We start from the raw sequence: 26643 nt of genomic DNA on the forward strand, positions 1-26643 counted from the left end.
TCCGACCTTCACAAAACTGTTTCCTGGGACGATAACCGCAAAATTAAATCGGCCTGGCTGGGCCGCGCCACGGGCAATGGAGAAATACCAGCGCCTTGAAACAGTGAACGTGATGAAGTGGGATCATTATGGTGCAGGTGCCGCCCTAATTCAGTGCGGTGTTGCACAAATGTGCCAAATTGGAGAGAAATTTGTTAATTGGCACCTTGCCAGCGGGAAAATAAATCTTTGGGTAATTCAATATCGAACTGATCGACCACCCGGTTCACCGTTTGGTCGATGATGTCTTCTACGCTTTCAGGGCGGTGATAAAACGCCGGCACCGGCGGCATAATGACGGCTCCCATTTCTGCCGCTTGAGTCATCAGGCGCAGGTGGCCCACGTGCAGCGGAGTTTCACGCACGCACAGCACCAACCGGCGACGCTCTTTCAGCACCACGTCAGCGGCGCGCGTCAGCAGACCGTCGCTGTAGCTGTTGGCGATACCGGACAACGTTTTGATTGAGCAAGGTAAAATCACCATCCCGATAGTTTTGAACGATCCGGAAGAGATGCTGGCGCCAATATCGCGCGAGTCATGTACCACATCGGCCAGCGCCTGCACTTCGCGCAGGCTGAGCGCGGTTTCCAGCGACAGCGTTTGTCGCGCTGCATTACTCATCACCAAATGGGTTTCCACCTCTGCGACGTCACGCAATACCTGCAGCAGGCGCACGCCGTAGATAGCGCCGCTGGCGCCGGAAATACCGATGATGATTCGTTTCATAAAGCTGGCCTCTGCCACGGAAAAAATAGGATCAGGCAGACTTTGCCGCAATGGCGCTATATAAGCAAGTCAGGCGGGAATAATGCACCGCAGCGACCGCCGCGGCGCACCATTTTGGTCAGTGCGAAGGCTTAACCTTCGTTGTGCATTTCCAGATTTTCCGCTTCGGTCTGGCTACGCATTTCTTTGGCGTCGTCATTGCGCAGCGATTCCAGATACTCGAGGTAGCTCTGGTCGACGTCTTTGGTGACGTAGATACCGTTGAATACCGAGCATTCGAACTGGCTGATGTCCGGATTCTCTTCACGCACCGCTTCAATCAGATCGTCCAGATTCTGGAAGATCAAACCGTCGGCGCCGATGATCTGGCGGATTTCATCCACTTCACGGCCGTGGGCAATCAGTTCGTTGGCGCTTGGCATGTCGATGCCGTACACGTTGGGGAAACGAATCTCCGGCGCTGCGGAAGCCAGATAAACACGCTTCGCCCCGGCGTCACGCGCCATTTCCACGATCTGTTCAGACGTGGTGCCACGCACGATGGAGTCGTCCACCAACAGCACGTTCTTGTCGCGGAATTCGGCGCGGTTGGCATTCAGCTTGCGGCGTACCGATTGGCGACGCGCCTGCTGACCCGGCATGATGAAGGTACGGCCGACGTAGCGGTTCTTCACAAAGCCCTGACGATACGGCTTGTCCAGGATACGGGCGATTTCCAACGCGATATCACAGGAGGTTTCCGGGATCGGGATCACCACGTCGATGTCCAAATCTTCCCATTCGCGGGCAATTTTCTCACCCAGCTTCTGCCCCATGCGCACGCGGGCGCTGTAGACCGAAATCTTGTCCATAAAGGAGTCTGGACGGGCGAAGTAAACGTATTCGAACAGGCACGGGTTGGTTTTTGGGTTCTCTGCACACTGACGAGTGAACAGTTGGCCCTTGTCGGTGATGTACACCGCTTCCCCAGGCGCCACATCGCGCAGGAACTCGAAGCCCAGCGTATCCAACGCCACGCTCTCGGAAGCCACCATATACTCGTTGCGGCCGTCTTCAAGCGTGCGTTTGCCAATCACCAGCGGGCGGATGCCGTTAGGGTCACGGAACGCCAGCAGGCCATGGCCGATGATCATCGCGACGCAGGCGTAAGCGCCGCGCAGCTGCTGGTGCATGGCGGCAACGGCGGTGAATACGTTGTCGGACTCCAGCGGATAGTGTTGGAAACGGTCCAGCTCGCTGGCCAGCACGTTCAGCAAAATCTCGGAATCGGAGGTGGTGTTGACATGGCGGCGACCGCTTTCAAACAGCGTTTGACGCAGTTCATGGGCGTTGGTCAGGTTGCCGTTGTGTGCCAGCGTAATGCCGAACGGTGAGTTTACATAGAAAGGTTGAGCCTCTGAGGCACTGGAGCTGCCAGCCGTCGGGTAGCGCACATGGCCAATACCCATGTTGCCCTGCAAGCGCTGCATATGGCGTGCCTCGAACACATCCTTCACCAGACCGTTTGCCTTACGCAGACGGAACCCGTTATGGGCATCGATGGTGACGATGCCTGCGGCATCCTGGCCACGGTGCTGTAGCACCGTCAACGCATCATAAATCGACTGGTTTACCGGCATAAAACCGGCGATACCGACAATACCGCACATGTTGTCTTTTCCTCATCAGCGCTACCGCCCCGGTAAATGGGTCGGTAAGAAACTCGACGTGCTCTGCAGGTAGTCAAAGAACCACCTGATGATGTAACTGAACTGGGGAATAAGCTGCGACTGTTTCCAGTCTGCGCTTTGTGAAAAGCCGGTAAAGGTATCCAGGAAAAACAGTATCGCCGAAACGATTAACACGCCGCGCAGTGCGCCGAAACAGACGCCCAGCACCCGGTCGGTGCCTGATAACCCGGTTTTCTCTACCAGTGAGCTAATCACATAGTTAACAATAGCTCCTACGATCAGGGTCGCGATAAACAAGATGGCAATCGCGATGCCGTTTCGCACCAGTTCATCTTCAAAACGAGTGAAGTAGACCGCAAGGTAAGAGTAGAAATGGCTGGCAACAAAAAACGCACATCCCCATGTCACAAGTGACAATGCTTCGCGAACAAACCCTCGGATCAGGCTAACCAGAGCCGAAAATCCAATCACCGCTATAATGACGTAATCAATCCAGACCATGAACTATTCCAATGATGAATCGCCCCTGCATCCAATTCGCGGCGAATTCTAACAGAAAAAGAAAACGTTTGCGTAGGGGTTTTCCTACCACGTTACAAATAAAAAGCGGCGATAAAAAAATTCCCAATCGCCGCGCCTACATAGGCCATTTCAGCTACGAAAGGCACAGTTTTTTTAATGATTATACCGTCATCTTTCGGTTCCGGGGCACAGCATGCTGTGCCCCTGCGCTTAACGTACGCCGTACGGCTTCACCTGACCGCTCAAGCCGCTGATAGAATTCAGCGCGGGCAGCGAAGACTGCAGTTTCTGTTTCGAGGCGTCTGGCCCGACATAAATCCGGGTGATCTGCCCCTGTACCGGCGTTGACGGCACGGTAAAGGCACGATAGCCGGACAGCCTCAGCGACGCCACCACCTCATTGACCTTGGCGGCGTTCTTCAGCGCCCCGAGCTGCACCACATATGCCTGTCCTGCCGGCGCTTTCTCTTCCGCCGGTTTCTGCACGGGTGCAGGTTCAGGCTTCGGTGTCGGCGTAGGCGTAGGCTCCGGTTTCGGCTCTGGCTTAGGTTCGGGTTTCACCACCGGCTTCACTTCCACCGGTTTCGGCTGCTGCACCGGTTTCGGTTTCACTTCCACCGGCTTGGCTTCAACCGGTTTCGGTTTCGGCTGCTGTACCGGTCGGGTTTCAACCGGCGGCGGCGTAACCTGGGTCGGCTGCTGAGCCGGCTGGCGGATGGCCTGTTGCGTCGCCGCTTCATTGGCAGCCTGCTGCTCCACCATCGCGCCCGCGCCTTCCGGCGGTTGGGCCGGCAGCGTCTGGCTTACCGGCGGCACCACGTCGTTTTCTTCCACATCACCGGCCTTCGGCACCAAAGGGATGGCGGCGAACTCGTCCTCATAATGTTTCTTTTTACCGTCCAGCAGCCCTGGCAGGATAATCACCCCCAGCGCAACCAAAATGACGGTACCGACCAATCGGTTTTGAAATTTACTTGCCACTCACACTCCCCGCATCTCGTCTAACGCCGCCATTACCTGTGCAACGGTGTGGAACGATCCACAGACGATCACAATATCCTGAATATCAGCGTCCTGCATAGCCTGACGCCAGGCAGTTTCGACATCGGCGAACTGCCGCGGTTCCGTCAAATGTTGCGCCAACTGCTCGGCGCTGGCACCGCGCGGCCCTTCCAGCGGCGCACAATACCACTCATCGACCTGCTCACTCAGACAGGCCAGCGTACCGGCGATGTCTTTGTCCGACAGCATGCCCACCACCGCGCGCACTTTACCGCCATTATGTGGCAGCGTCGCCAGACGCCCGGCCAGATAACCGGCTGCGTGTGGGTTATGCGCGACATCGAGGATCAACATCGGATCGCGGCGCACAATCTGGAAGCGCCCAGGCAACGTCGCCTGCTGCAGACCGGCGAAGATCGCACGTTCATCGATTTCCAGCGCAGAAAAATGCAGCGCCGCCAACGCCGTCGCGGCATTCGCCAGCGGCACATTTGGCATCGGCAAGTCGGTCAGCAAGGTGCCACCGCCCTCCCACTGCCAGCGTTCGCCCTGTTCGCTGAAGGTCCAGGCGTCGCCGCGACGATACAGCTGCGCCCCCAGCGTATCCGCCACCTGCTGAATGGTCGCCGGCATATCCGGTTCCCCCACCACCGCAGGTTTACCACCACGGAAAATACCGGCCTTTTCGCGGCCAATGCTTTCGCGATCGCTGCCCAGCCAGTCGGTATGATCCAGCGCGATGCTGGTTACCACCGCCACGCTCGGATCGACGATATTGGTTGCGTCCAGGCGGCCGCCCAGGCCCACTTCCAGGATCACCACGTCAAGCTTAGCCTGTTTGAACAGCTGCAACGCCGACAGGGTGCCAAATTCGAAGTAAGTCAGTGAGGTTTCGCCCCGGCCCGCTTCAATGGCGGCAAACGAACGGCTGTGTTCGGCCTCGCTCAGCTCATCGCCTTGAATGCGCACACGCTCGGTGTAGCGCACCAGGTGCGGCGAGCTATAAACGCCGACGCGCAGACCGGCCGCCATCAAAATGGCTTCCAGGGTGCGGCAGGTGGTGCCTTTGCCGTTGGTACCGGCAACGGTGAACACCGTCGGTGCAGGGGTGAGTAAATCAAGATGCGCTGCAACGCGCTGTACGCGTTCCAGGCCGAGTTCGATCGCCTGGCTGTGCAGACGCTCAAGATAGAAAAGCCACGAGCTCAATGGCGACGTGGCTTGGGGAATTTGGTGGTTTTGCATGAGTCCCGTCACTGAACTTGGGTTCATTAATCCATCAGGGCACCACCCTCACCGCGGTAAAGGCGATGCTCTGCATGATACCCGTTGTCTTCCAAGCGTCGGAATGGACCGCTACGCTCAATCTACAAGGGTATTTCAACCGTCACTTAGCCACAAAATGACGGTTGAAACCCGCGAGACCTGCGCCGCGCGGGTGACTTATCAGCCTCAGGCGTCGGCCTGACTTTCCTGCCCGGCCACCGGCGCTACCTCATCGAAATGCGGCTGCGGCTGGTTGGTCAGCTTGGAAAGGATACTCGCCAAGGTCTGGCGCATTTCCGGGCGACGCACGATCATGTCGATCGCGCCTTTCTCAATCAGGAACTCACTGCGCTGGAAGCCCGGCGGCAGTTTTTCACGCACCGTCTGCTCGATGACGCGTGGGCCGGCAAAGCCGATCAGCGCCTTCGGCTCGGCGATATTGATATCGCCCAGCATGGCCAGACTGGCGGAAACGCCCCCCATGGTCGGGTCGGTCAGCACCGAAATGTACGGCAGACCGCGTTCCTGCAATTTTGCCAACGCTGCGCTGGTTTTCGCCATCTGCATCAGCGACATCAGCGCTTCTTGCATACGGGCACCGCCACTGGCAGAGAAACACACCAGCGGACAGTTGTCTTCCAGCGCCTGCTCAACCGCACGAACAAAACGCGCGCCGACCACGGACGACATGGAACCGCCGATGAAGGCGAATTCGAATGAAGCGGCAACGATCGGCATACCGTACAGCGTGCCTTTCATCACCACCAATGCATCTTTTTCACCGGTCGCTTTCTGCGCGGCAACCAGGCGGTCCTTATACTTCTTGGAATCCTTGAACTTCAGAACGTCTTTCGGCTCCAGTTCGCTGCCCAGCTCCACTTCACTGCCTTCATCAAGCAGGGTATGCAGACGCATACGCGCAGTCATGCGCATGTGGTGGTCGCATTTCGGGCACACTTCCAGATTACGCTCCAGCTCGGCGCGGTAGAGAACCTGGCCGCAGCTATCGCATTTGGTCCAAACCCCTTCAGGAATACTCGCCTTACGGGTTTGGGTAATATTGCTCTTGTTAAGAATTCGTTCAATCCAGCTCATCGATGACCTTTCTGTTTGAACCTGGCAGACGCCAGTCCGCAGTTCATGCTTTAACAATCCCCCCGAAAACAGACCCAATGAAAAAGTGCCCGAGCAAAACGCGACAAGCGCGCGACAGAGGCACTGGTTTCAAGGTTGTTAACAGGAACAGACCATAAATGTCGCTCATTAAACCATATCGGCCCGACACTGTGGATAAAAAACTGGTCGAACCGACAGGTTGAGCGATGTTTTTACTGTTTTTGCTGGCGGGCAGCCGCGCGCTTGTGGCGCCAAATTTCAATGATGCCCGGCAGAATTGAAACAATGATGATAGCCACGATCAACAGTTTCAGGTTTTCCTGCACGATCGGCAAGTCGCCGAAAAGGTAACCAGCATAGGTGAACAGCAGCACCCAAACCAGTGCGCCAATCACGTTGTAGGCAGCAAAATGGCGATAGGACATATGCCCCATACCGGCAACGAACGGCGCAAAAGTACGCACGATCGGCACAAATCGCGCCAGAATGATCGTCTTCCCGCCGTGTTTTTCATAAAACTGGTGGGTTTTATCCAGGTAGCTGCGGCGGAAGATTTTCGAATTCGGGTTACTGAACAGCTTTTCCCCGAACAACCGCCCAATAGTGTAGTTCACCGCATCCCCGAGTATCGCCGCGCCGATCATCAACGCCACCATGGTGTGCACATTCAGATCGTTGGTCGGCAATGCCGCCAGCGCCCCCGCAACAAACAGCAGAGAATCCCCCGGCAGGAAAGGCGTCACCACCAGGCCGGTTTCGCAAAACAGGATCAGGAACAAAATACCGTACACCCACATACCGTATTGCGCCACCAGCTCGGCCAGATGCACGTCAATATGCAGAATAAAATCAATCACAAACTTGATGATGTCCATAGGTTCTCTCTTTGACCGGGTGTCTCACCCACCCGGCAGGTACACAAGGGAGCAACGCGTCAGTCGCGCCGGCGTTTAATCGTCGGGTAAAAACAGTGGCCCCATCGGTGGCCGGGGTAAAGCAAAGTGCTCAGGATAATCAACGCTCACCAGGTATAACCCTTCGGCCCGCGCCGTAGCCGCAGCCAGATTGCGATCCTTCAGCGCCAGCAACTCGGCCATCCAGTTCTCGTCCTGATTGCCGCAGCCAATTTCCATCAGGCTACCGACAATGTTGCGAACCATATGATGCACAAAGGCATTCGCCTTGATATCTACCACAATATATTCACCGTGGCGCGTAACCTTAACGTGTTTTACGTTACGCCAGGGAGTACGCGACTGGCATTGCACGGCGCGAAACGAAGTAAAGTCGTTCTCGCCCAGCAGCGCCTGCGCCGCCCTTTCCATCCGGTCGGCATCCAGCGGGTGGTAAAAATGGGTCATCCCCTGCTGCAATACCGCTGGGCGGTAGCGGTGATTATAAATAATGTAGCGGTAACGGCGCGCGGTGGCGCTGAAACGCGCATGGAAATCTTCAGGCACGCCGGTTACCCAGCGCACGGCGATATCCGGCGGCAGATGGGTGTTGACCCCCATCGTCCAGGCGGCGTCCTTGCGCTGCGCGGTGGTTTCAAAATGCACCACCTGACCGGTAGCGTGCACTCCGGCGTCGGTACGTCCGGCGCACAGCACGTTGATCGGCGCGTTGGCCACCTTGCTCAAGGCCTGTTCCAGACAGGCCTGCACGCTGGCCACTTCCTGCTGACGCTGCCAGCCATAATAACGGCTGCCGTCATATTCAATCCCCAGCGCGATTTTCAGTGTCGGCTGGGTGGGCAAAACAACCTCTGACATCAGTACATCTGCTCCTGCACCAGACGCTCTGCGGTTTCGATAGCCATCAGCGCGCCACCGAAGCGTACGTTGTCGGCGACCGACCAGAACTGCAGAATTTCAGGAATGCCGTAGTCATTGCGCAAGCAGCCCAGGCTCAGCGCATCGCTGCCGGAAGCTTCCGTGACCTGAGTCGGATAGTCGTCTTCTTCGCTCAGTTGGATATCGTCTACCTGCTCCAGCTCGCTGCGCGCTTCTTCCGCAGAAATTGGGCGCAGCGCTTCCAGATGCACCACCTGCGCATGGCCGTAAAACACCGGCGACTGCACGCAGCTCACCGAGATCGGCAGCCCTTCGTCCTGCAGCACTTTACGCACCTGGTCGACGATCAACCGTTCTTCGCGCACGCTGCCCTGCTCGTCGGTCATCAACGGCAGCAGGTTGAACGCCAGCTGCTTGGCAAACACGCCCGGCTCGGCCGGAATGCCGTTCAGCAGGCGCGCACTCTGACCGGCCAAATCGTCTACCGCCACTTTTCCGCGGGCAGAGACCGACATCAGGGTGGTGACGTGCAGACGGGAAAGCCCGGCCTGTTCGGTCAAAGGTTTGATGGCCGTCAGCAGTTGGCTGACCATGCTGTCGGCCACGGCGACGATATTACGATTACGGTAATCCGCCAGCACCTGCGGGTTAACCCCCGGTACCACCAGCGGAATGTCCGGCTCCAGCGCAAACAGGCCACTGGTGTCGATCACCAGGCAGCCCATATTGCCGGCTTCTTCCGCATAGCGGGCCGAGGCTTCGCTACCGGCGACGAAGAACGCCAATTGGGCCTGTGACCAGTCGAATTCTTCCGCTTTTTGCACCAGAACCGATTTGCCATTGAAGCGCACCGTGGCACCGGCACTGCGTTCGCTGGCCAAAGGATAGAGTTCGCCCACCGGGAACTGGCGTTCCTGTAACAATTCCAGCAACGCTTCACCTACCGCGCCAGTGGCGCCAAGCAGAGCGATATTCCAGCCGTCAGACATTGGGTTTCTCCAGAGTATTTTTCAAATGCAGATGGGCGACTGATTCGCCGCCCTGATAACAAAATTAGTCACTGTGGCTTAAGAAAGCCTTACGCGATCGAAAAGCCCAGCTTGTGCAACAGCTCCGCACTGGCGCTATCATCACACTGGACGCGTAATGAAGACCATTCACGGCGCTCCTGATAATGTTTGCGCAGACGATCAAACTCGCCCGGTTGCCCGGCCACTTTACGCAGCGGCGCGTCGTCGCGGCGCACATCATACACCAAGTGCATCAATCGTTTTAATTTGCCTTCGTCCAGTGGCCCATTGAGCTGGATCTGGCTGAACTCGGGCACCGGCAACAATGAGGCCAGTTCGATCTGCTGCGGCTGTCCCAGGTGGCGGCTGAAGGCCTCGAAAACCTGCGTCGTGCCGCGCGCCTTGCCCTCCAGCGTGTAACCGGCGATATGCGCGGTACCGATATCGACCCGCGCCAGCAGCGGCAGAGAGAGCTCCGGCTCAGGTTCCCACACGTCCAGCACCGTGCTCAGCTTTTTGCCTTTTTCCAGCGCCTGCAACAGCGCCGCGTTGTCGACTACCGGACCGCGGCAAGCGTTGATCAGAATGCGATTGTCCGGCAGTGCCGCCAGCAGTTCGGCATCCGCCAGGTGCAATGAATGATAAGGGCCGGATTTATTGAGCGGCGTATGGAAGGTCAGCACGTCAGCTTCCGCCACCAGCTTCTCCAATGGCCAGAACTCGCCGCTGTCACCACGATCGGCACGCGGCGGATCGCACAGTAAGGTACGCACGCCCAGGGCTTTCAAACGGGCATCCAGCCGTGAACCTACGTTGCCGACGCCGATAATGCCGACGGTTTTATCGCGCAGGTGAAAACCGTCACGCTCAGCCAGCAACATCAGCGCGGAGAAGACATATTCCACCACGGCAATGGCGTTGCACCCCGGTGCCGCAGAAAAACCTATGCCCTGCTGTTGTAGCCAGGCGTCGTCTACGTGATCGGTGCCGGCTGTCGCGGTGCCGACAAAACCAATGCGAGTGCCGGCCAGCAGCGCTTCATTCACTTTGGTCACCGAGCGCACCATCAACGCATCGGCATCCGCCAACGCATCACTCGGAATTGGGCGGCCAGGCACGGCCTGTACGTTCCCCAAGCGACTGAACAATTCAGTCGCGTACGGCATATTTTCATCAACCAGGATTTTCACTTGTTGCTCCGACGGTTTACGGCTATTTATACCCAAAATAATTGGCGCTGCATCAAGGCGGTAAGAGCAGGAGTCCCCAGAAGCTTACTCAAATAAGTGACTGGGGTGAGTGCTCGCAGCCAACACAGAGGCGGCGTCAAGTATGAAGAGTTATCTGGGAAATAGTGTGCCATTGAATCATGCCCGGCGAAAGCGCTCGGGGGTGGTGCCAGCGATTTGCTGAAACATGACGATAAACGCCGACGCAGAGCTATAGCCCACTTCCAGCGCAACCTCTTGTACGGTTTTACCCTGCTCCAACAGCGAAACGGCATGCAAAAAACGCAGGCGCTGACGCCATTCGCTAAACGACATCCCCAAGTCCTGCTGGCAGCGGCGCGACAGCGTGCGTTCAGTGGTGTAGACCCGAGTGGCCCAGATGGCGAGCGAGGTATTGTCCGACGGACAGTGCTCCAGGGCTTCCAACACCGGTGCCAAAAATTTGTCTTCGGAGGTCGGCAGATAAGTTTGCTGCACCGGTGAGACATGCAGTTGGTCGATCAACGCGCGGCACAGGCGTAAATCCTGTTTGCTTTGCGGGATGTATTGTTTGCGAGCGTAAAAATCTTCGGCAATGGCGCGGAAAATCGGGGTAACGCTGACCAGACAAGGTTCTTCCGGCAAACCGGCGCACAGCGGCAGCGCAATATCCACCATGCGACACTGCGCCAAGCGCTGGTTATAGCAGGAGTGTTCAATCTCCGCTGGCGCCCACAACACAAATTCCGGCGGTGCCAAAAAGCGCTGGCCGCCGATACGCAGCACCATGACGCCAGCTTTTACCCACATCAACTGTCCCCAGCTATGACGATGTGGCTGGAACTCGGTACGAGCATTGAACTCTTCGCAGCGGAACTGCACCGGCCGCGGCGCCGGGATCAAGGCTTCTGGGAAATGGCGGATTTCTGGCATGGTTTCGCCCCGTTACTTGTCTTGTTTGGCAGAAAATTTGTCTGAATATCGCTATATATAATAAACCGGACACGAGTAAACTAGCCAGCATGTTAGTCGTTAATGAGAATAATTATCATGAATATGCTCTTCCCTTTGCTGGCGGTTCTGATTTGGTCAATCAACGCCGTGGTCAGCAAGCTCTCGGCCACCGCTATCGATCCGGCCGCGATCTCCTTCTATCGCTGGTTGCTGGCGCTGATCACCCTCACGCCGTTCGTGCTGCCCGGCGTGATCCGCCATTGGTCGGCAATACGCACCAACTGGTGGAAATTGCTGGTTCTCGGCATGCTGGGCATGGTGCTGTATCAGAGTCTGGCCTATTACGCGGCGCACAGCGTCAGCGCGCTGTTTATGGGCATTATTGTCTCGCTGATCCCATTACTGACCATTCTGATCAGCATCGTGTTGTTGCGCGTCGCTCCCACGGTAGGTATTGCCATCGGCAGCCTGTTGTCTTTGGGCGGCTTGATCTGGCTGGTGAGTGCCGGTAACCCGGGTGAGTTGCTGCAGCACGGCATCGGCAAGGGGGAGTTGATGATGTTCGCCGCCACCGCCTCTTATGCGCTGTACGGCGTGCTGACCAAACGTTGGGCGATTGCCCTGCCGAACTGGCAGTCGTTGTATGTGCAGATCCTGTTCGGCGTGGTGCTGTTACTGCCGAACTTCCTGATGGCACAAGACGTGTCTCTGACCAGCCAAAACATCCCGCTGGTGCTGTTTGCCGGCATTCCGGCCTCGATTGTCGCACCTTATCTGTGGATCCACGGCGTTATGCGTCTGGGGGCCAATACCGCGTCGATCTTTATGAACCTGGCACCGGTATTTACCGCCATCATTGCGGTGCTGTTCCTGCATGAACATCTGCACAGCTACCATCTGATCGGCGGCGGCATTACCCTGCTGGGCGTGATCCTGTCGCAGCGTCTGCGCACGCCGCTGGGGCGCAAGGCCAAACAAGCCGCGGAGTGTCAGAGCTAAGATAATAATTGAAAACGCACCCGCACCAGCAGGCCACCCAGCGTGGCCGAGGTCAACAGCTCCGGGCGGGTGCCGTGATAACGGGTGATATCGCTGACCAGCGCCAGCCCTAACCCGGCACCGGGTTGATCACCCACGTTATCCAACCGATGAAACGGCTGCAGCGCCTGCGCGGTATCCTGTTGGGCAATGCCCGGGCCGCTGTCTTCAATTTCCAATATTCCCTCCCCGGCCTGCTTGTCCAGGGTTAAACGTGCGGTGACCGTGCCCTGATGCGGCGTATATTTCAGTGCGTTATCCAGCAAGTTGGCGCACAGTTCGGTTAGCAACAGCGTTTCTCCGCCGACCCAACAGACCGATTCTCCCTCGTACCCCAAATCGATGCGCTTGCTGCGGGCCTGGGGTAAACGTGAAAAACAGGCATCGCGCAGCACCTGCGCCAGGTTTACCGGCTGCAGTTGGCGATCGGCGTGATGCTCATGAGCTTTGAGCCGTGAGAGATAGAGCAGGCGATCGGTCAGCGCCACGGTGTTATCCAGCGTTGCGCTCATGGCCAGTAAGCTTTCCCGCCACTGCTCCGGCTTATCGCTGGCCAGCGCCACCCCCACCTGGGTTTTCAATACGGTTAACGGCGTGCGCAGCTGATGTGAAGCGTCGGCGCTAAAACGTTCCTGTCGTGCCACCATCACCCGCAGCCGTTCAATATAGCGGTTGAACGCCAGCAACAGCGGCTGCATTTCCGACCAGGGCAATACCATCGGCAACGGCGTCAGCTCACCCGGGTCACGCCGCAGCATAATGCCGGAAAGCTTGCGCATCGGCTTAAGCACCCGCTTGAGCAACGCAAAGGCCAGGATCATGGTCAGTACCACCACGGTTCCCTGGCTGAGCAAAGCGGAAAGCATCATCTGCCGTGCCAAATAGCGGCGCGACTCCAGGGTTTCCGCCACCAGAATGGTGGCCATGCCCATCACTCCGGATTCGTTGACCGGCTGGTAAAGGGCAGCGACGCGGATCGGCCGCCCGCGGTATTCGGCGTCATAGAAATGCACCAGCGCCGGGTACAGGCTTGAGCGCAAAATATGCGGCGGCATCGTCGGCAAATCGTCATAGCCGGAGATACTTACGCCCTGCGGGGAGATCACTTCGTAGTAAAGCTGATCGTTCATGTTGCGCTCAAAGCTGTCGAGCACCACGTAGGGCACATCCACCTCAAGCCGGCCATTTCGCACCACCAGCCGTTCCGCCACGGTACGCGCTGACGCCAGCAACGTGCGATCGTAAGCCAGCGTAGCGGCATTCATCGCGCTGAAGTAGTGGGTATAAATCGAGATGCCGCCTAACACCAGCAGCGGCAGGCCAAAGAACAACAGCAGTTGATAAAATAGCGATTGCGGCGCGTTAAACCACCTCATTGCAAAGCTCCAGGCTGTAGCCCAGACCGCGCAGAGTGATAATCGCCACGTTGCTGCCCTGCAGTTTTTTTCGCAGCCGGTGGACATAGAGTTCGATGCTTTCCGGATTGGCCTCGTCGGCCAAAGTAAACACCTGTTCAAACAACTGCTGTTTGGCCACCGGCCGGCCACGGCGGTGAATCAACGCGGTCAGCACCGCCAACTCACGCGGCGTCAATTGCAGCGGTTTGTCGTCCAGCTGAAAATAGCCTTCATCGAGATAGGTCAGCGCGCCATATTTCAGCGCCTGCTGGGTCACGCCAACGCTGCGGCGCAGCAACGCGCGAATGCGCGCCTCCAACTCATCCAGTTCGAAAGGCTTGGTGAGATAATCGTCTGCCCCCAGGTTCAGCCCTTTAACCCGATCGGCAACGTCGGTTCTGGCCGTCAGCAACAGCACCGGCAAGTCCTGTCCTCGCTTGCGCAGACGGGCCAGCAGATCCAGCCCGTTCAGCCGCGGTAACGCCACGTCCAGCACCACCAGCGCATAGGATTCGTTTAACAGCAAATGATCGGCCGCCAGCCCGTCCGGCGCGACGTCGACGGCAAAACCGACGCCGGTTAACGCCTTTTGCAGCCAGTGGGATAACTCGGGATGATCCTCAACCAATAACAGACGCATGTTTCCATTCCATTGATTTTTCTATGCCCGCAGGCCGAATGCTGAGCGATGACGTCAGCATCCGACTTATTGTCAATTAACATCTTTATAACAGCAGGATGGCACGGAAGACGCAGTGATAGAAGGGTTGCTCCCAATCCGTTTTGGGAGCTGGAACACAATTGCGACACGGAATAAACCCTGAGCCGTCGGCAACAGGGCTAATTCGGTTAGCCAGCCACTACATTGCGATTTCGCAGTCGGCCAGGGCGATATCCAGTACCGGTTTCAATTTGGCGGGGGTAAACGGCGGAGACACCAGCACCGAGCGGTTGTTGGCGGCGAAGACCAGATCAATACCGGTGATACAGGCCGTCATGTGGCAAGCGTATTTTTCACCTTTGTCATTCGAAAAATGCAGTTCAAAAACGCCGATATCCGCTCGCAGGCGCTTAACACGACAATGGCCTTCTTTCCCAACAGCCTCGGCATAAGCCGCGGGCAACATCTTGATGGCACTCACTTTATTGCCGTCCTTGCTGCCGAATAACTTCCCTAATGAAAACATAATAATGCACCTTCATTCATTTTATTTTTCGGCATTTTATCGCAAGACGAAACCGATAAAACTGATATTACGCAGGCTTTACGCGAGGTTTACGCACTGTTATTCCTTCATCGCATGTGTTAACCGGCGGGCAATCAGGACGATGGTCAGTCGTGTAATTCTCGCTAACAGGAGACGCGTATCACATCCCGGAAACTTTTCCCTCGGTTGAAAGGTAAATGAAAGGTTGTTGATTTAACAATCCAGCAACCCGTATCGGCGGGGATCCACACCGACTGAAAAATACCTTGGGGAAAGCAATGAAAAAAATAATCACCCGAACACTGACCGCTACCGCTCTGCTGCTGGCCACCCATCAGGCTTTTGCCCTGGAAGCGCCGAAACGCACCGAATGCATCGCTCCTGCCAAGCCTGGCGGGGGATTTGACCTGACCTGCAAGCTGATCCAGGTCTCGCTGCAAGAAACCAAAGCCATCGACAAACCGATGCGCGTGACCTATATGCCCGGCGGCGTCGGCGCGGTGGCTTACAACGCCATCGTGGCTCAGCGCCCGGCGGAATTCGGCACGGTAGTCGCCTTCTCCGGCGGTTCGCTGCTGAATTTGTCACAGGGAAAATTCGGCCGTTACAACGTCGATGACGTCAAATGGTTGGCCGCTGTCGGCACCGACTACGGCATGATCGCCGTGCGTGCCGACTCACCGTACAAAACCCTGAAAGACCTGATGAACGCCTTCCAAAAAGATCCCAACAGCGTGGTGTTCGGCGCAGGCGCTTCGATCGGTAGCCAGGACTGGATGAAAACCGCCCTGCTGGCACGTGAAGTCGGCGTCGATCCGCACAAGATGCGTTACGTGGCGTTCGAAGGCGGCGGCGAGCCGGTTACCGCCCTGCTCGGCAACCACATTCAGGCAGTTTCCGGCGATTTGAGCGAAATGGTGCCTTACCTGCAGGGCGACAAAATTCGCGTGCTGGCGGTGTATTCCGAACAGCGCCTGCCGGGTCAGTTAGCCGATGTTCCGACCGCCAAAGAGCAAGGGTTCAATCTGGTCTGGCCGATCATTCGCGGCTTCTACGTTGGCCCGAAGGTCACGGAAGAGGAGTACCAGTGGTGGCTCGATACCTTCAAGAAAATGATGGCGACCGAGGAATTCAAGCAACAGCGCGATCTGCGCGGCCTGTTTGAATTCGACCTGACCGGCAAGGAATTGGACGCCTACGTGAAAAACCAGGTCAATCAGTACCGTGAACAGGCCAAAGTTTTCGGCCTGGCAAAATAACCGGGGGCATACCATGAGCGATCGCATTTTTGCCGGGTTCTGGCTGCTGCTGTGTATCGGCGGCCTGTTTATCGGCTGGGGTATCCAGAGTGAATACAGTTACGAACCACTGGGTCCGCGGCCCTTCCCACTGGCTATCCTCAGCCTGATGGCGCTGTGTGCGGCGCTGCTGCTGTTGAACAAACCGCAGGCCGTTGAATGGCCGCATAACAAGGTGATGCAACGTCTGCTGGTGCTGGTGATCACGCTGGTGCTGTACGCCTGGGGCTTCGAGTGGCTGGGCTTTCCGCTGGCAACCGCACTGCTGACCTTCAGCATTGGCCTGCTGTTCCAGGCCAGCCTGATAGCGGCGTTGGTGTCTGGCGCGATCATGGGCGTTGCGCTCTATTACGCCTTTGACCGCTTACTTGATGTGACACTGCCACTCGGCGTTTGGCTGAGTTAACGGGGGCGATGATGGAAACCTGGATGTATTTGTCTCAAGGGTTCGAGGTGGCGCTGGTGCCCCAGAACCTGATTATCGCCCTGATCGGCTGCTTCGTCGGCACCATTGTCGGCCTGCTGCCGGGTCTGGGGCCGATCAACGGCGTGGCGATCCTGCTGCCGCTGGCGTTTGCCCTCAAATTACCGGCCGAGTCGGCACTGATCTTGCTGGCGACGGTGTATATCGGCTGCGAGTACGGCGGCCGCATTTCCTCGATATTGCTTAACGTACCGGGAGACGCCGCTGCGATCATGACCGCACTGGACGGTTACCCCATGGCACAACAAGGCCGTGCCGGCGTCGCGCTGTCGATTTCGGCGGTCAGCTCCTTTGTCGGTTCGATGATTGCCATCGGCGGGATCATTCTGTTTGCCCCGCTGCTGGCCCGTTGGTCACTGGCATTTGGTCCGGCAGAATATTTCGCCCTGATGGTATTCGCTATCGCCTGCCTGGGCAGCATGATGAGCCAAAACCCGTTGAAATCGCTGCTGGCGGCGCTGATTGGTCTGGGGCTTGCAACGGTCGGGGTGGACGCCAATACCGGCGTTTATCGTTTCACCTTCGACAGCGTCCACCTCTCCGACGGCGTGCAATTTATCGTGGTGGTGATTGGCCTGTTCTCGGTCAGTGAAATCTTGCTGATGCTCGAAAGCACCAGCGCCGGGCAAAAGCTGGTGCGTAAGACCGGCCGCCTGCTGTTTAACCGTAAAGAGGCCGCCGAGTGCGTGGGCCCCACGCTGCGTTCTTCGGTGATCGGTTTCTTCGTCGGCATTCTGCCGGGTGCCGGGGCCACCATCGCCAGCGCCCTCACCTACATGACCGAAAAGAAAATCAGCGGCAACAGTGAAACCTTCGGCAAAGGGGATATCCGCGGCGTCGCTGCGCCCGAAGCGGCCAATAACGCCTCGGCCTGCGGTTCGTTCATTCCGATGCTGACGCTGGGCGTACCGGGTTCCGGCACCACCGCGGTAATGATGGGAGCGCTGACGCTGTACAACATCACGCCAGGTCCGGCAATGTTCACCGAACAGCCGGATATTGTCTGGGGGCTGATTGCCGCGCTGCTGATTGCCAACGTGATCCTGCTGATCATGAACCTGCCGTTGGTGGGCCTGTTTACCCGCATGCTGACCATCCCTTTGTGGTTCCTGGTACCGGCGATTGCCGCGGTGTCGGCGGTCGGCGTTTACGCGGTACACAGCACCACCTTTGACCTGCTGTTAATGGTAGGGCTGGGGGTGTTCGGTTACATACTGAGGAAGATGCACTTCCCGATGTCACCGCTGATCCTGGGCTTCGTTCTGGGAGAAATGCTGGAGCAAAACCTGCGCCGCGCGCTGTCGATCAGCAACGGTGAGTTCAGCATCCTGTGGGGTAGTGGCATCGCGCAAACGCTGCTGGTGCTGGCGGTATCCGTGCTGGTGCTGCCGCTGCTGTTGCGCAGAATACGCAAACGCCGCCTGACGGCGGAAGCGGCCAAGGCCGAATAAGCAAAAGGGCGGAGTATTAACTCCGCCCTTTTCATTTAACGTTTAATTTCGCTTATCGCCCGTTCAAGGGCCGCAATATCGTCATTGGCCAGCAAAGGCTGCACCTGAGCAAAATCCTCGGCCGACAGATCATAAATGCGCAAAGCGAGTAACCTGGCTACGATCTGCGGAGCAAAGCGCAGTCTTATTGGTCGCGCCGGATTGCCCCCCACCAGGGTGTAAGGCTCAACATCCTTCGTCACAACGCTACCGGCGGCGACTATCGCTCCTTCCCCAATCGTCACGCCCGGCATCAGCATCGCCCGCATGCCTATCCAGCAGCCGTCCCCCAACCGGGTATCGCCCTTCGGCTGATAGGAAGCCAGAATGCTTTCCATCATCGGATACAGGCAGAACCAATCGGCACGATGGGTATGGTTGCCCCCCATCAGGATCACCGCCTCGGCGGCAATGCAGACATAATCGCCGATCAGCAATTGGTCTATCGTTCCTAGCGGCTGCCACTGTTGGCTGACCTCGTCGCCGTGCAAATAACGCACCACGGAGCGCTCAAAGCCGTCATCCAGGTAGTCGCTGTAATAGCTGTGAGTCCCTTTGACGATAATATTGGGGTTGGTCACCGTTTGGTGTAACAGTTCTGTTTTTGACCAGTGTTTTTCAGTCATGGCGCTTTCTCTATATTCATTGCAAGAGCCACAGCCAAATGTCTGTGGCAGTGTTTTTTGGTCGTAAAACACTGCCGCTTTAAGCGATTAACGCCCGTTTTAATCTTGGGTTATTGGTCATTGTTGCCTCCACATCCGGCCCTAATGTTAACAAATCACGTCGCAGCCGTCTTGCTCTTCAGCATCAGCACCCCGCCCATCACCAACGCACTGCCCAGCAGCTGTAACTGATTCATGCTTTCCCCCAGCAGGAAGTAAGCGATCGCTGCCGTGAACACCAGTTCCAGCGACAAAATCAGGTTTGCCACCGCCAGCGGCAAGCTTTTCAAACTGATGTTGTACAGGCCGAACCCCAACAGCGTTGGGCCGGCAGCCAGGGTCAGCAGCAACCACCAGCCCCCCCACTCGATACCCTGAACGCCCTGGGACAGGAACCACAATGACCCCGTCATGCCGTGGAACGCCTCCAGTGGGTAAAAGGTCAGCGCGGCATTGAACAACCATTGATAAACAGCCGAAAAGCCAAACACGTACAGGATGGTGTTCCACACCGGGTAACGCCGTTCGGTCGCGACCCGCCCACCCAGCGTATAGAGGGTGTATCCGATGCCGGACAGCATGCCCACCACCAGCCCCAACAGGTTAAAATGGCTGTTGCCCAAGCTGTCGCCGTTGCTGACCAGAAAACAGCCGCCCAGGCTGACCACAATCACCACCAACTGACGCAGACTCAGGCGCTCGCTGTACATCATCCAGCCGAGAAACACGGTAAAACCGACCGAGCAGTAGGTCAGGATAGTCGCCACCGACGCACCGTTCAGCGCCACCGACAGCGTCCACAGGCTGTTGAACACTGCCAGCAGCAGACCATAGCAGGCATAAAAGGGGATCTGCGCGCGCTGTAAACGCGCCCATTCGGGTTTAAACAGCAGCAGTACCGGCAACAGCACCAGAGCAACCAGCGCCGCGCGCCAAAAAGCCAGCACAAAGGTCGGCAGGTGATAATACTCCGTCAGCACGCGGATAATAATGGCGGTAAAGGCCAGCAACATGGCGCTGATGATAGCAATCACATACCCCTGACTGCTGCCCTGTAAAATGTGCGCCCCCGGGAAAACCGGCCTGGCTGAGATACCCGATGGTAATGACATGACACCCTCAAAAAACGGCAATAGTGGACTCAGGCGAGATTCTAACGCCGCGTAACTTTACCACCAGAGCCACTTTCCCCCGATGTTATATAGGCCACTTTTATCCTCTTGAAGCCCTGTAACTATGGGGTATAGTAAAAAACATCACCGTCCACCGGGCCAATTTTGCATGCATATTCCCTTAGACCGTCAGCAAAACATTCCTTTATATCTGCAAATTGAGGAAGCGCTGCGGCGGGCGATCCTCAGCGGCGCATTTGTCGACGGCGATAAGCTGCCCTCCACGCGCACGCTTGCCGCCAAGCTGGCGGTCAGCCGGTTGACGGTGGAAAACGCCTATGCCGAACTGGCGGCAAAAGGTTTTTTGCACCAGCGGCGCGGCAGCGGTGCCTATGTCTTGCACCCGCTGATCCAGCCAGCCCAGCCACGCCCAACAAGCGATGCGCCCTTCCCGGCGGAGCGTTTCACTACCCTGATCTCTCGGCTGGATGGCTACCCCGATACGCCGTTGCCGGACAACATCATCAACTTTGCCGCCGGCGTCGGCAGCCCGAAAGTCTTTCCGCAGGAGGAGTTCCGCAAGATATTGCTGTCGGTACTCAGCCGCCATGCGGAAGAAGCCTTCAGCTATGGCGAATACTGCGGCTATTACCCGCTGCGCGATACCCTGGGGCGGATCCTCACCGCTCAGGGTATTCCGACCCATGCAGAGCAACTGCTGATCACCAACGGTTCGCAACACGCCATCAGCCTGATAGTGCAAAGCCTGCTGGAGCCGGGCGACACGGTGATTGTCGAACAACCGACCTACGCCGAAGCGCTGGGGCTGCTGCGCCAGCACCACATCAATATCGTCACCGTCGCCAGCGACCGGCACGGCATGTTGGTTGAACAGCTGCCCGCACTGATCGAAAAACACCAACCGAAGTTGATTTACACCATTCCCAATTTTCATAACCCCACCGGCCGCTGCATGAGTGAAGCGCGCCGTCGACGCCTGCTGGCACTGGCCCAGCAGGCCGGTGTAGTGATATTGGAAGACGATTTTGTCGGCGATCTGCGCTACAACGGCAAACAGCTGCCGTCGCTGCGATCGCTGGCGCAACCGGGGGCGGTGATTTACGTCAGTACCTTTTCAAAAATGCTGCTGCCCAGCATGCGCATCGGTTACCTGGTGGCGGACAGCGAACACTATCAGCGACTGGCTCGTCTGAAACACGTCGACAGTTTTACCAGCTCCAACCTGATCCAGCGGGCACTGGACGCATTCGTCACTATCGGTCGTTACGACAAGCAACTGCGGCGCGCCGGGCGGTTATATCGCCAGCACAGAGACGTGATGGTGGCAGCCTTGCAGCAGCAACTGCCGCCCGGCTGTCAGTTTGAAACGCCGGAGGGTGGACTGTTTATCTGGCTGACGCTGCCTGCCGCCGTCAGCACCGAGGCACTGATGCCGCTGGCCTGGCGACACGGCGTAACCTTTGCGCGAGGGGAGTGCTTTTATGCCGAAGAACAGCAAGGCGCACATGGCCTGCGATTGAATTTCGCCGCCAATACGCCGCCGCAGATAGAGGAAGGTATCGCCCGACTGTGCCGGGCGATTAATGAGGTCATCACTTCAGAATAGGCCGCGGTTCAGAGCCCGGCCCACCATAGCCGCAGCTTCATTCCCCAATAGCTGGTCCAGCCGGTGGTGCTTTGCACCACCTTGCCCTGGGAAATGACCACCAAGGTGGGCGTGACGCCGATCTGCCACTGCGCCGACAGCTCGCCACGGGGATCGTTAACCACCGGCAACGTCACACGCTTGCCCGCCAGCCACTGTTCCACCTGACGATCGTCGCCGGAACGCAGCGCCACGGTCAATACGTTGCCACCCTCGCCGACCAGTCTGGCGACATACGGCGTGGTAAACCGGCAAACCCCGCACCAGCTGGCCCAGAAATAAACCAGCAGCGGCTTGTCCTGGCTGAGCTGCGCCAGCGAGACGTGTTCACCGTTCAACGTCGTCAACGGTTGCGAATCGAACGCCGCCGGTGGCTGCGGCGCGCGTAACCAGTCCATCCCGAACGCAACCGCCAGCACAATCAGCAACAGGATCAGCAGTTCGCGGCCCCAACGCCGCAGCTTAGCCATTGTTAACCTTCGCAAGCTGTTGTTTCACTACCGCCTCCAGATCCTCATACGACACCGCGCCTGGCAGCATTTGATCGCCGATCAGTGTGGCCGGCGTTCCTTGTACTCCAAGCTGCTCCGCCAATGCCATATTGGTGCGCAAGGTGGTCATGCTCTGTTCGCTTGGTGCAACGGCTTTCACCCCGGTTTTCTGCTGTGCGGCAGCGATGCTGGCCGTGTCATGGAAGCCTTTTTTCGCCATCAGCCGCTGATGCAGCGCCCAGAATTGGTCCGGGTGTTGCTGCCAGGTCGTCAGCGCCACGCGTGCAGAACTGACGGAGCTATCTCCTTTGAACGGCAGCAGTTTTACCACCAGCGCCACATCAGGATACTGTTTGACGATTTTTTCCAGCATCGGGTCAAAACGCTTGCAGTACGGGCAGTTGTAATCGGTAAAGGCCACCAGCGTCAGTTTGGCGTTGGCCGCTCCCAAACGTGGGCTGGCCGGATCTTCGTATAGGGTTTTGGCGTTTTGCTTGATCGCCTGGCTGATTTGCTGACCGGCGGTCTGTTGCTGCCAGGCATCCACCGCCTGCGCCAGAATATCCGGGTTCGACACCAGCGTTTCGCGGATCAGCTCTTTAATCCGCACCTCTTGTTCCGGGGTAAAAGGAGCCGCAGCCCAGACCGGAGTAACCATCAGCATCAGTAACATCAGTAATTTTTTCATTGTGAATTTCCTTTGGCGGCGGACAGGGTTTGCAAGACGGCATCGCGGGTCAACAGCGGGGATAACACCACGCCATCAGGGCTGCCGGGGCCATAAATCTGGTTAAAAGGCACGGCAACGCTGCCGCGTTTTTGCAGGAAAGCGCTAATCTCGACCGAAGGACGGCTCCAGTCTCCTCGCAGGGCGACAACGTCCCCGGCACTCAGCGCTTTTTGCACGTCTTCACGCAACAGCACGTTGAATTTGTTGGCTTTACAGGTTACGCACCAGTCTGCGGTGACGTCGACAAACACCCGTTTGTTCTGGGCGAGTGCCTGGGCGATCGCCTGTTCACTTAGCGGTTGCCAGGTGACATTGTCGTGCAGCGGCTGACGCCACAGCCCGGCGGTCAGCGAACCGGCCAATAACACCACGCCGACCAGCACCAGCGTGCCGGCCGCCAGCTTGGCCGCCAGACGAACCCCATGTTGCCAGCCTACCGCCAACAACAAGGCCAACAGTGCGATACCGCCCAATGCCAGCGTCGGCAAGGTGCCAATATGATTGATCATCAGGCTCAGCAGCCACAGTGAAGAAGCCAGCATCAGCAGCCCCATGACCCACCGTAAAGTGTTCATCCAACGCCCCGGACGCGGCAGGCGCAGCGCTAAAGCAGGCCATGCAGCAATCAGTAGCCAGGGCAGGCTCATGCCGATACCCAAGGCAACAAACATACCCCACAGCACCGGCAGCGGCGCAGCCAGTGCAAAGGCCACGGCAGTGCCCAGGAAGGGAGCCGAACAGGGCGTCGCCAGCAAGGTGGCAAATGCGCCCTGCCAGAAATGCCCGCTCAGGCCACGGCCGTTATGGGTCGCCAATTTGGTATTAAGGGAGGAGGACAGCTGCAAATGGAACAGGCCAAACAGGTTGGCGCTGAACAGTAGCGTCACCAGCACCATAAAGCCGATAAACCACGGGTTTTGGAACTGAATACCCCAGCCCAGCGCCTGATTGCTCAAGCGCAGCAGCGTCATCAGCAACGCCAGCGCCATAAAGGACGCCACAATGCCAAACGAGGACGCAAGGAACTGCAGCCGAATGCTGTGGCGGTCGCGCTGCTCCACCTGCAAAATCGATCCCAGTTTGATGCCCAGAACCGGCAGCACACAGGGCATCAGGTTGAGGATCAGGCCCCCCGCCAACGCCATCAGCACCGCTTGCCACAGAGTGAAACTGGCGGCGCTCGGCAGCGTCAGCGGCCCGCCAATCGGCAGCGTCACCTGCTGCGCCATGCCGCCGTCGCCGATTACCAACGTCAGGGTTTTACCGCGCAGATCCGGGGCGCTGTCACCCCAGCCATCGCTGACCGGTACCCGCGCGGTCATCAGTGAACCTTCGCTACTGACCCGTGGCTTGCCGAGGTCTGCGTCCTCCAAGGTGTCGAAGAACAGCTCCGGCTGTTGCCAACCGGCGGCTCGCTCGGCGCTGATCTGTAATTCGCCATTGAGATAACCGGCCTTGATGCTCTCCACCAGGCCCTCGGCGATCGGCACCTGACCCATCGCCTGGGCAAAGTCATGGTCAAACTGCGCGTCAGACGGCGCGGCAAGATCCAGACTGAACGGATAGTCGGTCAAAATACAGACGTTGCTGCAGGTGGACAGCGTCAGCGTCCCCGCTAACTGGCGCGGTACCGTTCCTTTCATCACCATCGGCAGCTCTACCCGATCGTGGTAGCCCTGCGTGGAAATGCCGGCCACCTCAAAACGCTGCGGCGTAGGCCAATACCAGGTCACCGGAGGCGGATTGCCTTGCCAGGTTATTGCCGGCGCAATGCCACCTTCCCCCGGCGAACGCCAGTAGGTTTTCCAGCCTTTTTGCAGCTCAATAGCCAACAGCAGCCGGGTTTCTCCTGGCTGCGAGGTGTCAGCGCGGAGTCGCACCTTGGCATGATCGTTGGTCGGGCTTTGCAACCAGCCGCTGTCCGCCGCCTGCAAAGCGGGCAGCCACAGCATTAACAGGCAGACAAACGTCGACCTGATGATATTCAACATGTTTTTTCTCCATAAATAAGACAATCACCAAAACAAACGGGCGATTAACTCATTCACGGAAGACGCATAATCGGAGATGCACCCTGAGGGTGGGAGGGGAAATCACTCTGGGAGAGGGAATGCGCAAACGCGCAGCCACGGTAGGCGCCAACAGCGCCAGCAGCAGGCCAAGCCCGAGCAGTACGGTTTCAAACATCACCGGCGGTGAGGCCAATAAGGATTTAGCGCTCAGTTCACAGGGGGTAGGTTGCAGTTCGGCGGCAACGTCGCCGGCGGATGGCGCAGCGCTGGCAGCAGGAATCCCCATCGCTTGCTGCAACGCATGCAGGCTCGCCATGCGCTGAGTCATGCAGGTCAGTACCACCAGGCAAGCCAGGCATAAAAACCATTTCGCAATCCGCTGCTGTTTAACCATGCCGCCCTCAATTCCAAGTCTGCGCTTATCTTAGCGGCGCAGGCGCGTTTAGCAATGTTTTGCCTGTAAAGAAATGTCTTACGACGGTATTGATGGCGGGCATTTACGGGTATCATAGGCGCACACCTGCGCTTTTCGCCGGGTACGACGATTATTCTTTCCCCAAAGTCATGGGTGTTGCGGCAAGGCGGCAAGCAAGCGAGTCTCGATGAGCTTACTCAGGTAAGTGTTTCGAGTGAGATTGCGCAGACCACACCGCGGCAACGCCAGCTAAACTGGGGGATACACAGCGAAGGACAGGTGATATGCAACCTTTGAGTGGACCGGGCACCCCGATCGCCAGCGATCGTCCTTCAACCCCGGGCAAAACCACCCCCACAGACGATAGCCCGCTCTCCCCGGCGCAGCGTACGACGCTGGAGAAGCTGGTGGTCAAAATCATGGCGCTAAGCCCGGCCAAATCCGCAGAGATTTGGGTCACGCTGCGTCACGATCTGCAGACAGACAACAGCAGTGAACTGCTGGCGCGTCATTTTCAGCCGGCCGAGCAACTGCTGCAAAACCGTCTGACGCAGGTACAGCAAAACCATGCCAGTCGCCAACTGATGCAGCAGCTTACCGAACTGTTGCCGCAGGGCAATAACCGCCAGGCGGTGAGTGATTTCATTCGCCAGCAGTTTGGCCACACGGTACTGAGCCAGTTGAGCCACTCGCAGTTGCAGCAGGTACTGAATCTGTTACAGACCGGCAGCCTGACGATCCCTCACCCGCAGCAAACTGCCACCAGCGATCGCCCGCTGCTGCCTGCCGAGCATCAAAGCCTGCAACAGCAGGTCACCAAGCTCAGTGCCGCCACCGGCGAGTCGCCGGCCAAGATCTGGCAAACGCTGTTTGATCTGACCGGGGTTAAAACCAACGATCCGCTGCCGGCGCGCCACTTCCAACTGCTGAACCAGTTTTTGCAGGTGAAGGTCGCGCTGAGTCCACAAACCGCGCCGACGCTGAACAACCTGCTCGCCGTGCTCAAACAGCCGGCGGATGCGCAGGAGCAGCAGCAGTTGAATGACTACTGCCAGTCCCGCTTCAACTGCAATGCCAGCGCCCCCTTGACCCACCCGCAGATGAGCGACGTCATCAACCAGCTATTTGCACGTCGTCTGGAAAAAGCCGGTCATGCTCAGCCGATCATCGGCAACGCTACCGAGCCGCAACCGCTGCTCAATCCGCTGATTGCCGCCCTGCCCCAGCCGCTACAAAAAGCGCTGAGCAAACCGGCGGTGACGCTTATCCTGTTCATTTTGGTGCTAGCTCTGGTATTGGCGCTGGTGTTTTAACGCTTTCCCTTCCCAA

General features: G+C 57.7%; 26 protein-coding genes. 6 read left to right on the forward strand and 20 right to left on the reverse strand.

Going from position 1 to position 26643, the window contains the following annotated elements; all coding sequences use genetic code 11:
* Positions 1 to 194 precede the first annotated feature (194 nt).
* From M2407_RS10745 to M2407_RS10795, 11 genes are all read right to left on the reverse strand, one after another.
* Positions 195 to 767, reverse strand: coding sequence for a UbiX family flavin prenyltransferase (locus tag M2407_RS10745; RefSeq protein ID WP_020827867.1), 573 nt, complete (start codon positions 765 to 767; stop codon positions 195 to 197).
* A gap of 131 nt (positions 768 to 898) precedes the next feature.
* The gene (gene purF, locus M2407_RS10750; protein WP_020827868.1) at positions 899 to 2416 is read right to left on the reverse strand and encodes an amidophosphoribosyltransferase; all 1518 of its coding nucleotides are present in this window, start codon (positions 2414 to 2416) and stop codon (positions 899 to 901) included.
* Between the two features lie 21 nt (positions 2417 to 2437).
* Positions 2438 to 2938, reverse strand: coding sequence for a colicin V production protein (gene cvpA / locus M2407_RS10755; protein WP_020827869.1), 501 nt, complete (start codon positions 2936 to 2938; stop codon positions 2438 to 2440).
* A gap of 231 nt (positions 2939 to 3169) precedes the next feature.
* A complete protein-coding gene (gene dedD, locus M2407_RS10760) occupies positions 3170 to 3940 on the reverse strand; it encodes a cell division protein DedD (RefSeq protein ID WP_128864616.1) in 771 nt (256 codons plus the stop codon).
* Positions 3941 to 5206, reverse strand: a complete 1266-nt coding sequence (gene folC / locus M2407_RS10765; protein ID WP_201896176.1) for a bifunctional tetrahydrofolate synthase/dihydrofolate synthase — start codon at positions 5204 to 5206, stop codon at positions 3941 to 3943.
* Between the two features lie 207 nt (positions 5207 to 5413).
* On the reverse strand, positions 5414 to 6322 hold the full coding sequence (accD, locus tag M2407_RS10770; RefSeq protein WP_020827872.1) for an acetyl-CoA carboxylase, carboxyltransferase subunit beta: 909 nt from the start codon (positions 6320 to 6322) through the stop codon (positions 5414 to 5416).
* A 233-nt stretch (positions 6323 to 6555) separates the two neighbouring features.
* Positions 6556 to 7218: a DedA family protein gene (locus M2407_RS10775; RefSeq protein WP_020827873.1), complete on the reverse strand. Its 663-nt coding sequence runs from the start codon at positions 7216 to 7218 to the stop codon at positions 6556 to 6558.
* Positions 7219 to 7293: 75 nt separating this feature from the next.
* Positions 7294 to 8115: a tRNA pseudouridine(38-40) synthase TruA gene (truA, locus tag M2407_RS10780; RefSeq protein ID WP_020827874.1), complete on the reverse strand. Its 822-nt coding sequence runs from the start codon at positions 8113 to 8115 to the stop codon at positions 7294 to 7296.
* A complete protein-coding gene (locus M2407_RS10785) occupies positions 8115 to 9125 on the reverse strand; it encodes an aspartate-semialdehyde dehydrogenase (RefSeq protein ID WP_122079911.1) in 1011 nt (336 codons plus the stop codon). Before M2407_RS10785 ends, truA begins: the two co-directional genes overlap by 1 nt.
* Positions 9126 to 9214: 89 nt before the next feature.
* Positions 9215 to 10336, reverse strand: coding sequence for a 4-phosphoerythronate dehydrogenase PdxB (gene pdxB, locus M2407_RS10790; RefSeq protein WP_046373046.1), 1122 nt, complete (start codon positions 10334 to 10336; stop codon positions 9215 to 9217).
* Between the two features lie 177 nt (positions 10337 to 10513).
* Positions 10514 to 11287, reverse strand: a complete 774-nt coding sequence (locus M2407_RS10795) for a helix-turn-helix transcriptional regulator (RefSeq protein WP_048763002.1) — start codon at positions 11285 to 11287, stop codon at positions 10514 to 10516.
* A gap of 117 nt (positions 11288 to 11404) precedes the next feature.
* Between M2407_RS10795 and M2407_RS10800 the strand changes: the two genes are divergently transcribed.
* Complete coding sequence (locus M2407_RS10800) at positions 11405 to 12307, forward strand: DMT family transporter (protein ID WP_046373044.1); 903 nt, start codon at positions 11405 to 11407, stop codon at positions 12305 to 12307.
* Here M2407_RS10800 and M2407_RS10805 read toward each other — a convergent pair.
* The 3 genes from M2407_RS10805 to M2407_RS10815 form a co-directional block, all read right to left on the reverse strand.
* Positions 12304 to 13722: a sensor histidine kinase gene (locus tag M2407_RS10805; protein WP_122079914.1), complete on the reverse strand. Its 1419-nt coding sequence runs from the start codon at positions 13720 to 13722 to the stop codon at positions 12304 to 12306. The two genes, M2407_RS10800 and M2407_RS10805, sit on opposite strands and share 4 nt — an antisense overlap.
* Entirely contained in the window at positions 13709 to 14383 is a 675-nt protein-coding gene (gene tctD / locus M2407_RS10810) for a transcriptional regulator TctD (RefSeq protein WP_122079915.1), read from the reverse strand. Before tctD ends, M2407_RS10805 begins: the two co-directional genes overlap by 14 nt.
* A 220-nt stretch (positions 14384 to 14603) precedes the next feature.
* Positions 14604 to 14930 carry a hypothetical protein gene (locus M2407_RS10815; RefSeq protein WP_182824393.1) on the reverse strand — a complete coding sequence of 109 codons (327 nt, stop codon included), beginning with the start codon at positions 14928 to 14930 and terminating at the stop codon, positions 14604 to 14606.
* A 299-nt stretch (positions 14931 to 15229) separates the two neighbouring features.
* Between M2407_RS10815 and M2407_RS10820 the strand changes: the two genes are divergently transcribed.
* From M2407_RS10820 to M2407_RS10830, 3 genes are read left to right on the forward strand one after another with little or no spacing between them, the layout of a single operon-like run.
* A complete protein-coding gene (locus M2407_RS10820) occupies positions 15230 to 16210 on the forward strand; it encodes a tripartite tricarboxylate transporter substrate binding protein (RefSeq protein WP_020827882.1) in 981 nt (326 codons plus the stop codon).
* 13 nt (positions 16211 to 16223) lie between these two features.
* Complete coding sequence (locus tag M2407_RS10825; protein ID WP_020827883.1) at positions 16224 to 16655, forward strand: tripartite tricarboxylate transporter TctB family protein; 432 nt, start codon at positions 16224 to 16226, stop codon at positions 16653 to 16655.
* Between the two features lie 11 nt (positions 16656 to 16666).
* The gene (locus M2407_RS10830; protein WP_020827884.1) at positions 16667 to 18184 is read left to right on the forward strand and encodes a tripartite tricarboxylate transporter permease; all 1518 of its coding nucleotides are present in this window, start codon (positions 16667 to 16669) and stop codon (positions 18182 to 18184) included.
* Between the two features lie 35 nt (positions 18185 to 18219).
* On the opposite strand, the gene M2407_RS10835 is transcribed toward M2407_RS10830, so the two are convergent.
* Positions 18220 to 18849, reverse strand: coding sequence for a CatB-related O-acetyltransferase (locus M2407_RS10835; RefSeq protein ID WP_128864618.1), 630 nt, complete (start codon positions 18847 to 18849; stop codon positions 18220 to 18222).
* A 155-nt stretch (positions 18850 to 19004) separates the two neighbouring features.
* Positions 19005 to 20000, reverse strand: coding sequence for a DMT family transporter (locus tag M2407_RS10840; protein ID WP_122079919.1), 996 nt, complete (start codon positions 19998 to 20000; stop codon positions 19005 to 19007).
* A gap of 169 nt (positions 20001 to 20169) precedes the next feature.
* On the opposite strand from M2407_RS10840, the gene M2407_RS10845 reads away from it, so the two are divergent.
* Positions 20170 to 21627 carry a PLP-dependent aminotransferase family protein gene (locus tag M2407_RS10845; protein WP_259218006.1) on the forward strand — a complete coding sequence of 486 codons (1458 nt, stop codon included), beginning with the start codon at positions 20170 to 20172 and terminating at the stop codon, positions 21625 to 21627.
* Positions 21628 to 21635: 8 nt separating this feature from the next.
* Here M2407_RS10845 and M2407_RS10850 read toward each other — a convergent pair whose 3' ends face one another.
* The 4 genes from M2407_RS10850 to M2407_RS10865 are packed head-to-tail and all read right to left on the reverse strand — an operon-like array spanning position 21636 to position 25293.
* A complete protein-coding gene (locus M2407_RS10850) occupies positions 21636 to 22136 on the reverse strand; it encodes a protein disulfide oxidoreductase (protein ID WP_128864619.1) in 501 nt (166 codons plus the stop codon).
* A complete protein-coding gene (locus M2407_RS10855) occupies positions 22129 to 22845 on the reverse strand; it encodes a DsbA family protein (RefSeq protein WP_259218008.1) in 717 nt (238 codons plus the stop codon). Before M2407_RS10855 ends, M2407_RS10850 begins: the two co-directional genes overlap by 8 nt.
* Positions 22842 to 24878 (reverse strand): protein-disulfide reductase DsbD, encoded by a 2037-nt coding sequence (locus M2407_RS10860; protein WP_259218011.1) that lies wholly within the window; start codon positions 24876 to 24878, stop codon positions 22842 to 22844. Before M2407_RS10860 ends, M2407_RS10855 begins: the two co-directional genes overlap by 4 nt.
* Before the next feature lie 49 nt (positions 24879 to 24927).
* Positions 24928 to 25293, reverse strand: a complete 366-nt coding sequence (locus tag M2407_RS10865) for a copper resistance protein (protein WP_259218012.1) — start codon at positions 25291 to 25293, stop codon at positions 24928 to 24930.
* Positions 25294 to 25598: 305 nt separating this feature from the next.
* Here M2407_RS10865 and flk point away from each other — a divergent pair, with 305 nt between their 5' ends.
* Entirely contained in the window at positions 25599 to 26627 is a 1029-nt protein-coding gene (gene flk / locus M2407_RS10870; protein ID WP_046373034.1) for a flagella biosynthesis regulator Flk, read from the forward strand.
* Positions 26628 to 26643 lie beyond the last annotated feature (16 nt).

The organism is Serratia sp. BIGb0234 (assembly GCF_024809915.1).
Classification (GTDB): Bacteria; Pseudomonadota; Gammaproteobacteria; order Enterobacterales; family Enterobacteriaceae; genus Serratia; species Serratia liquefaciens.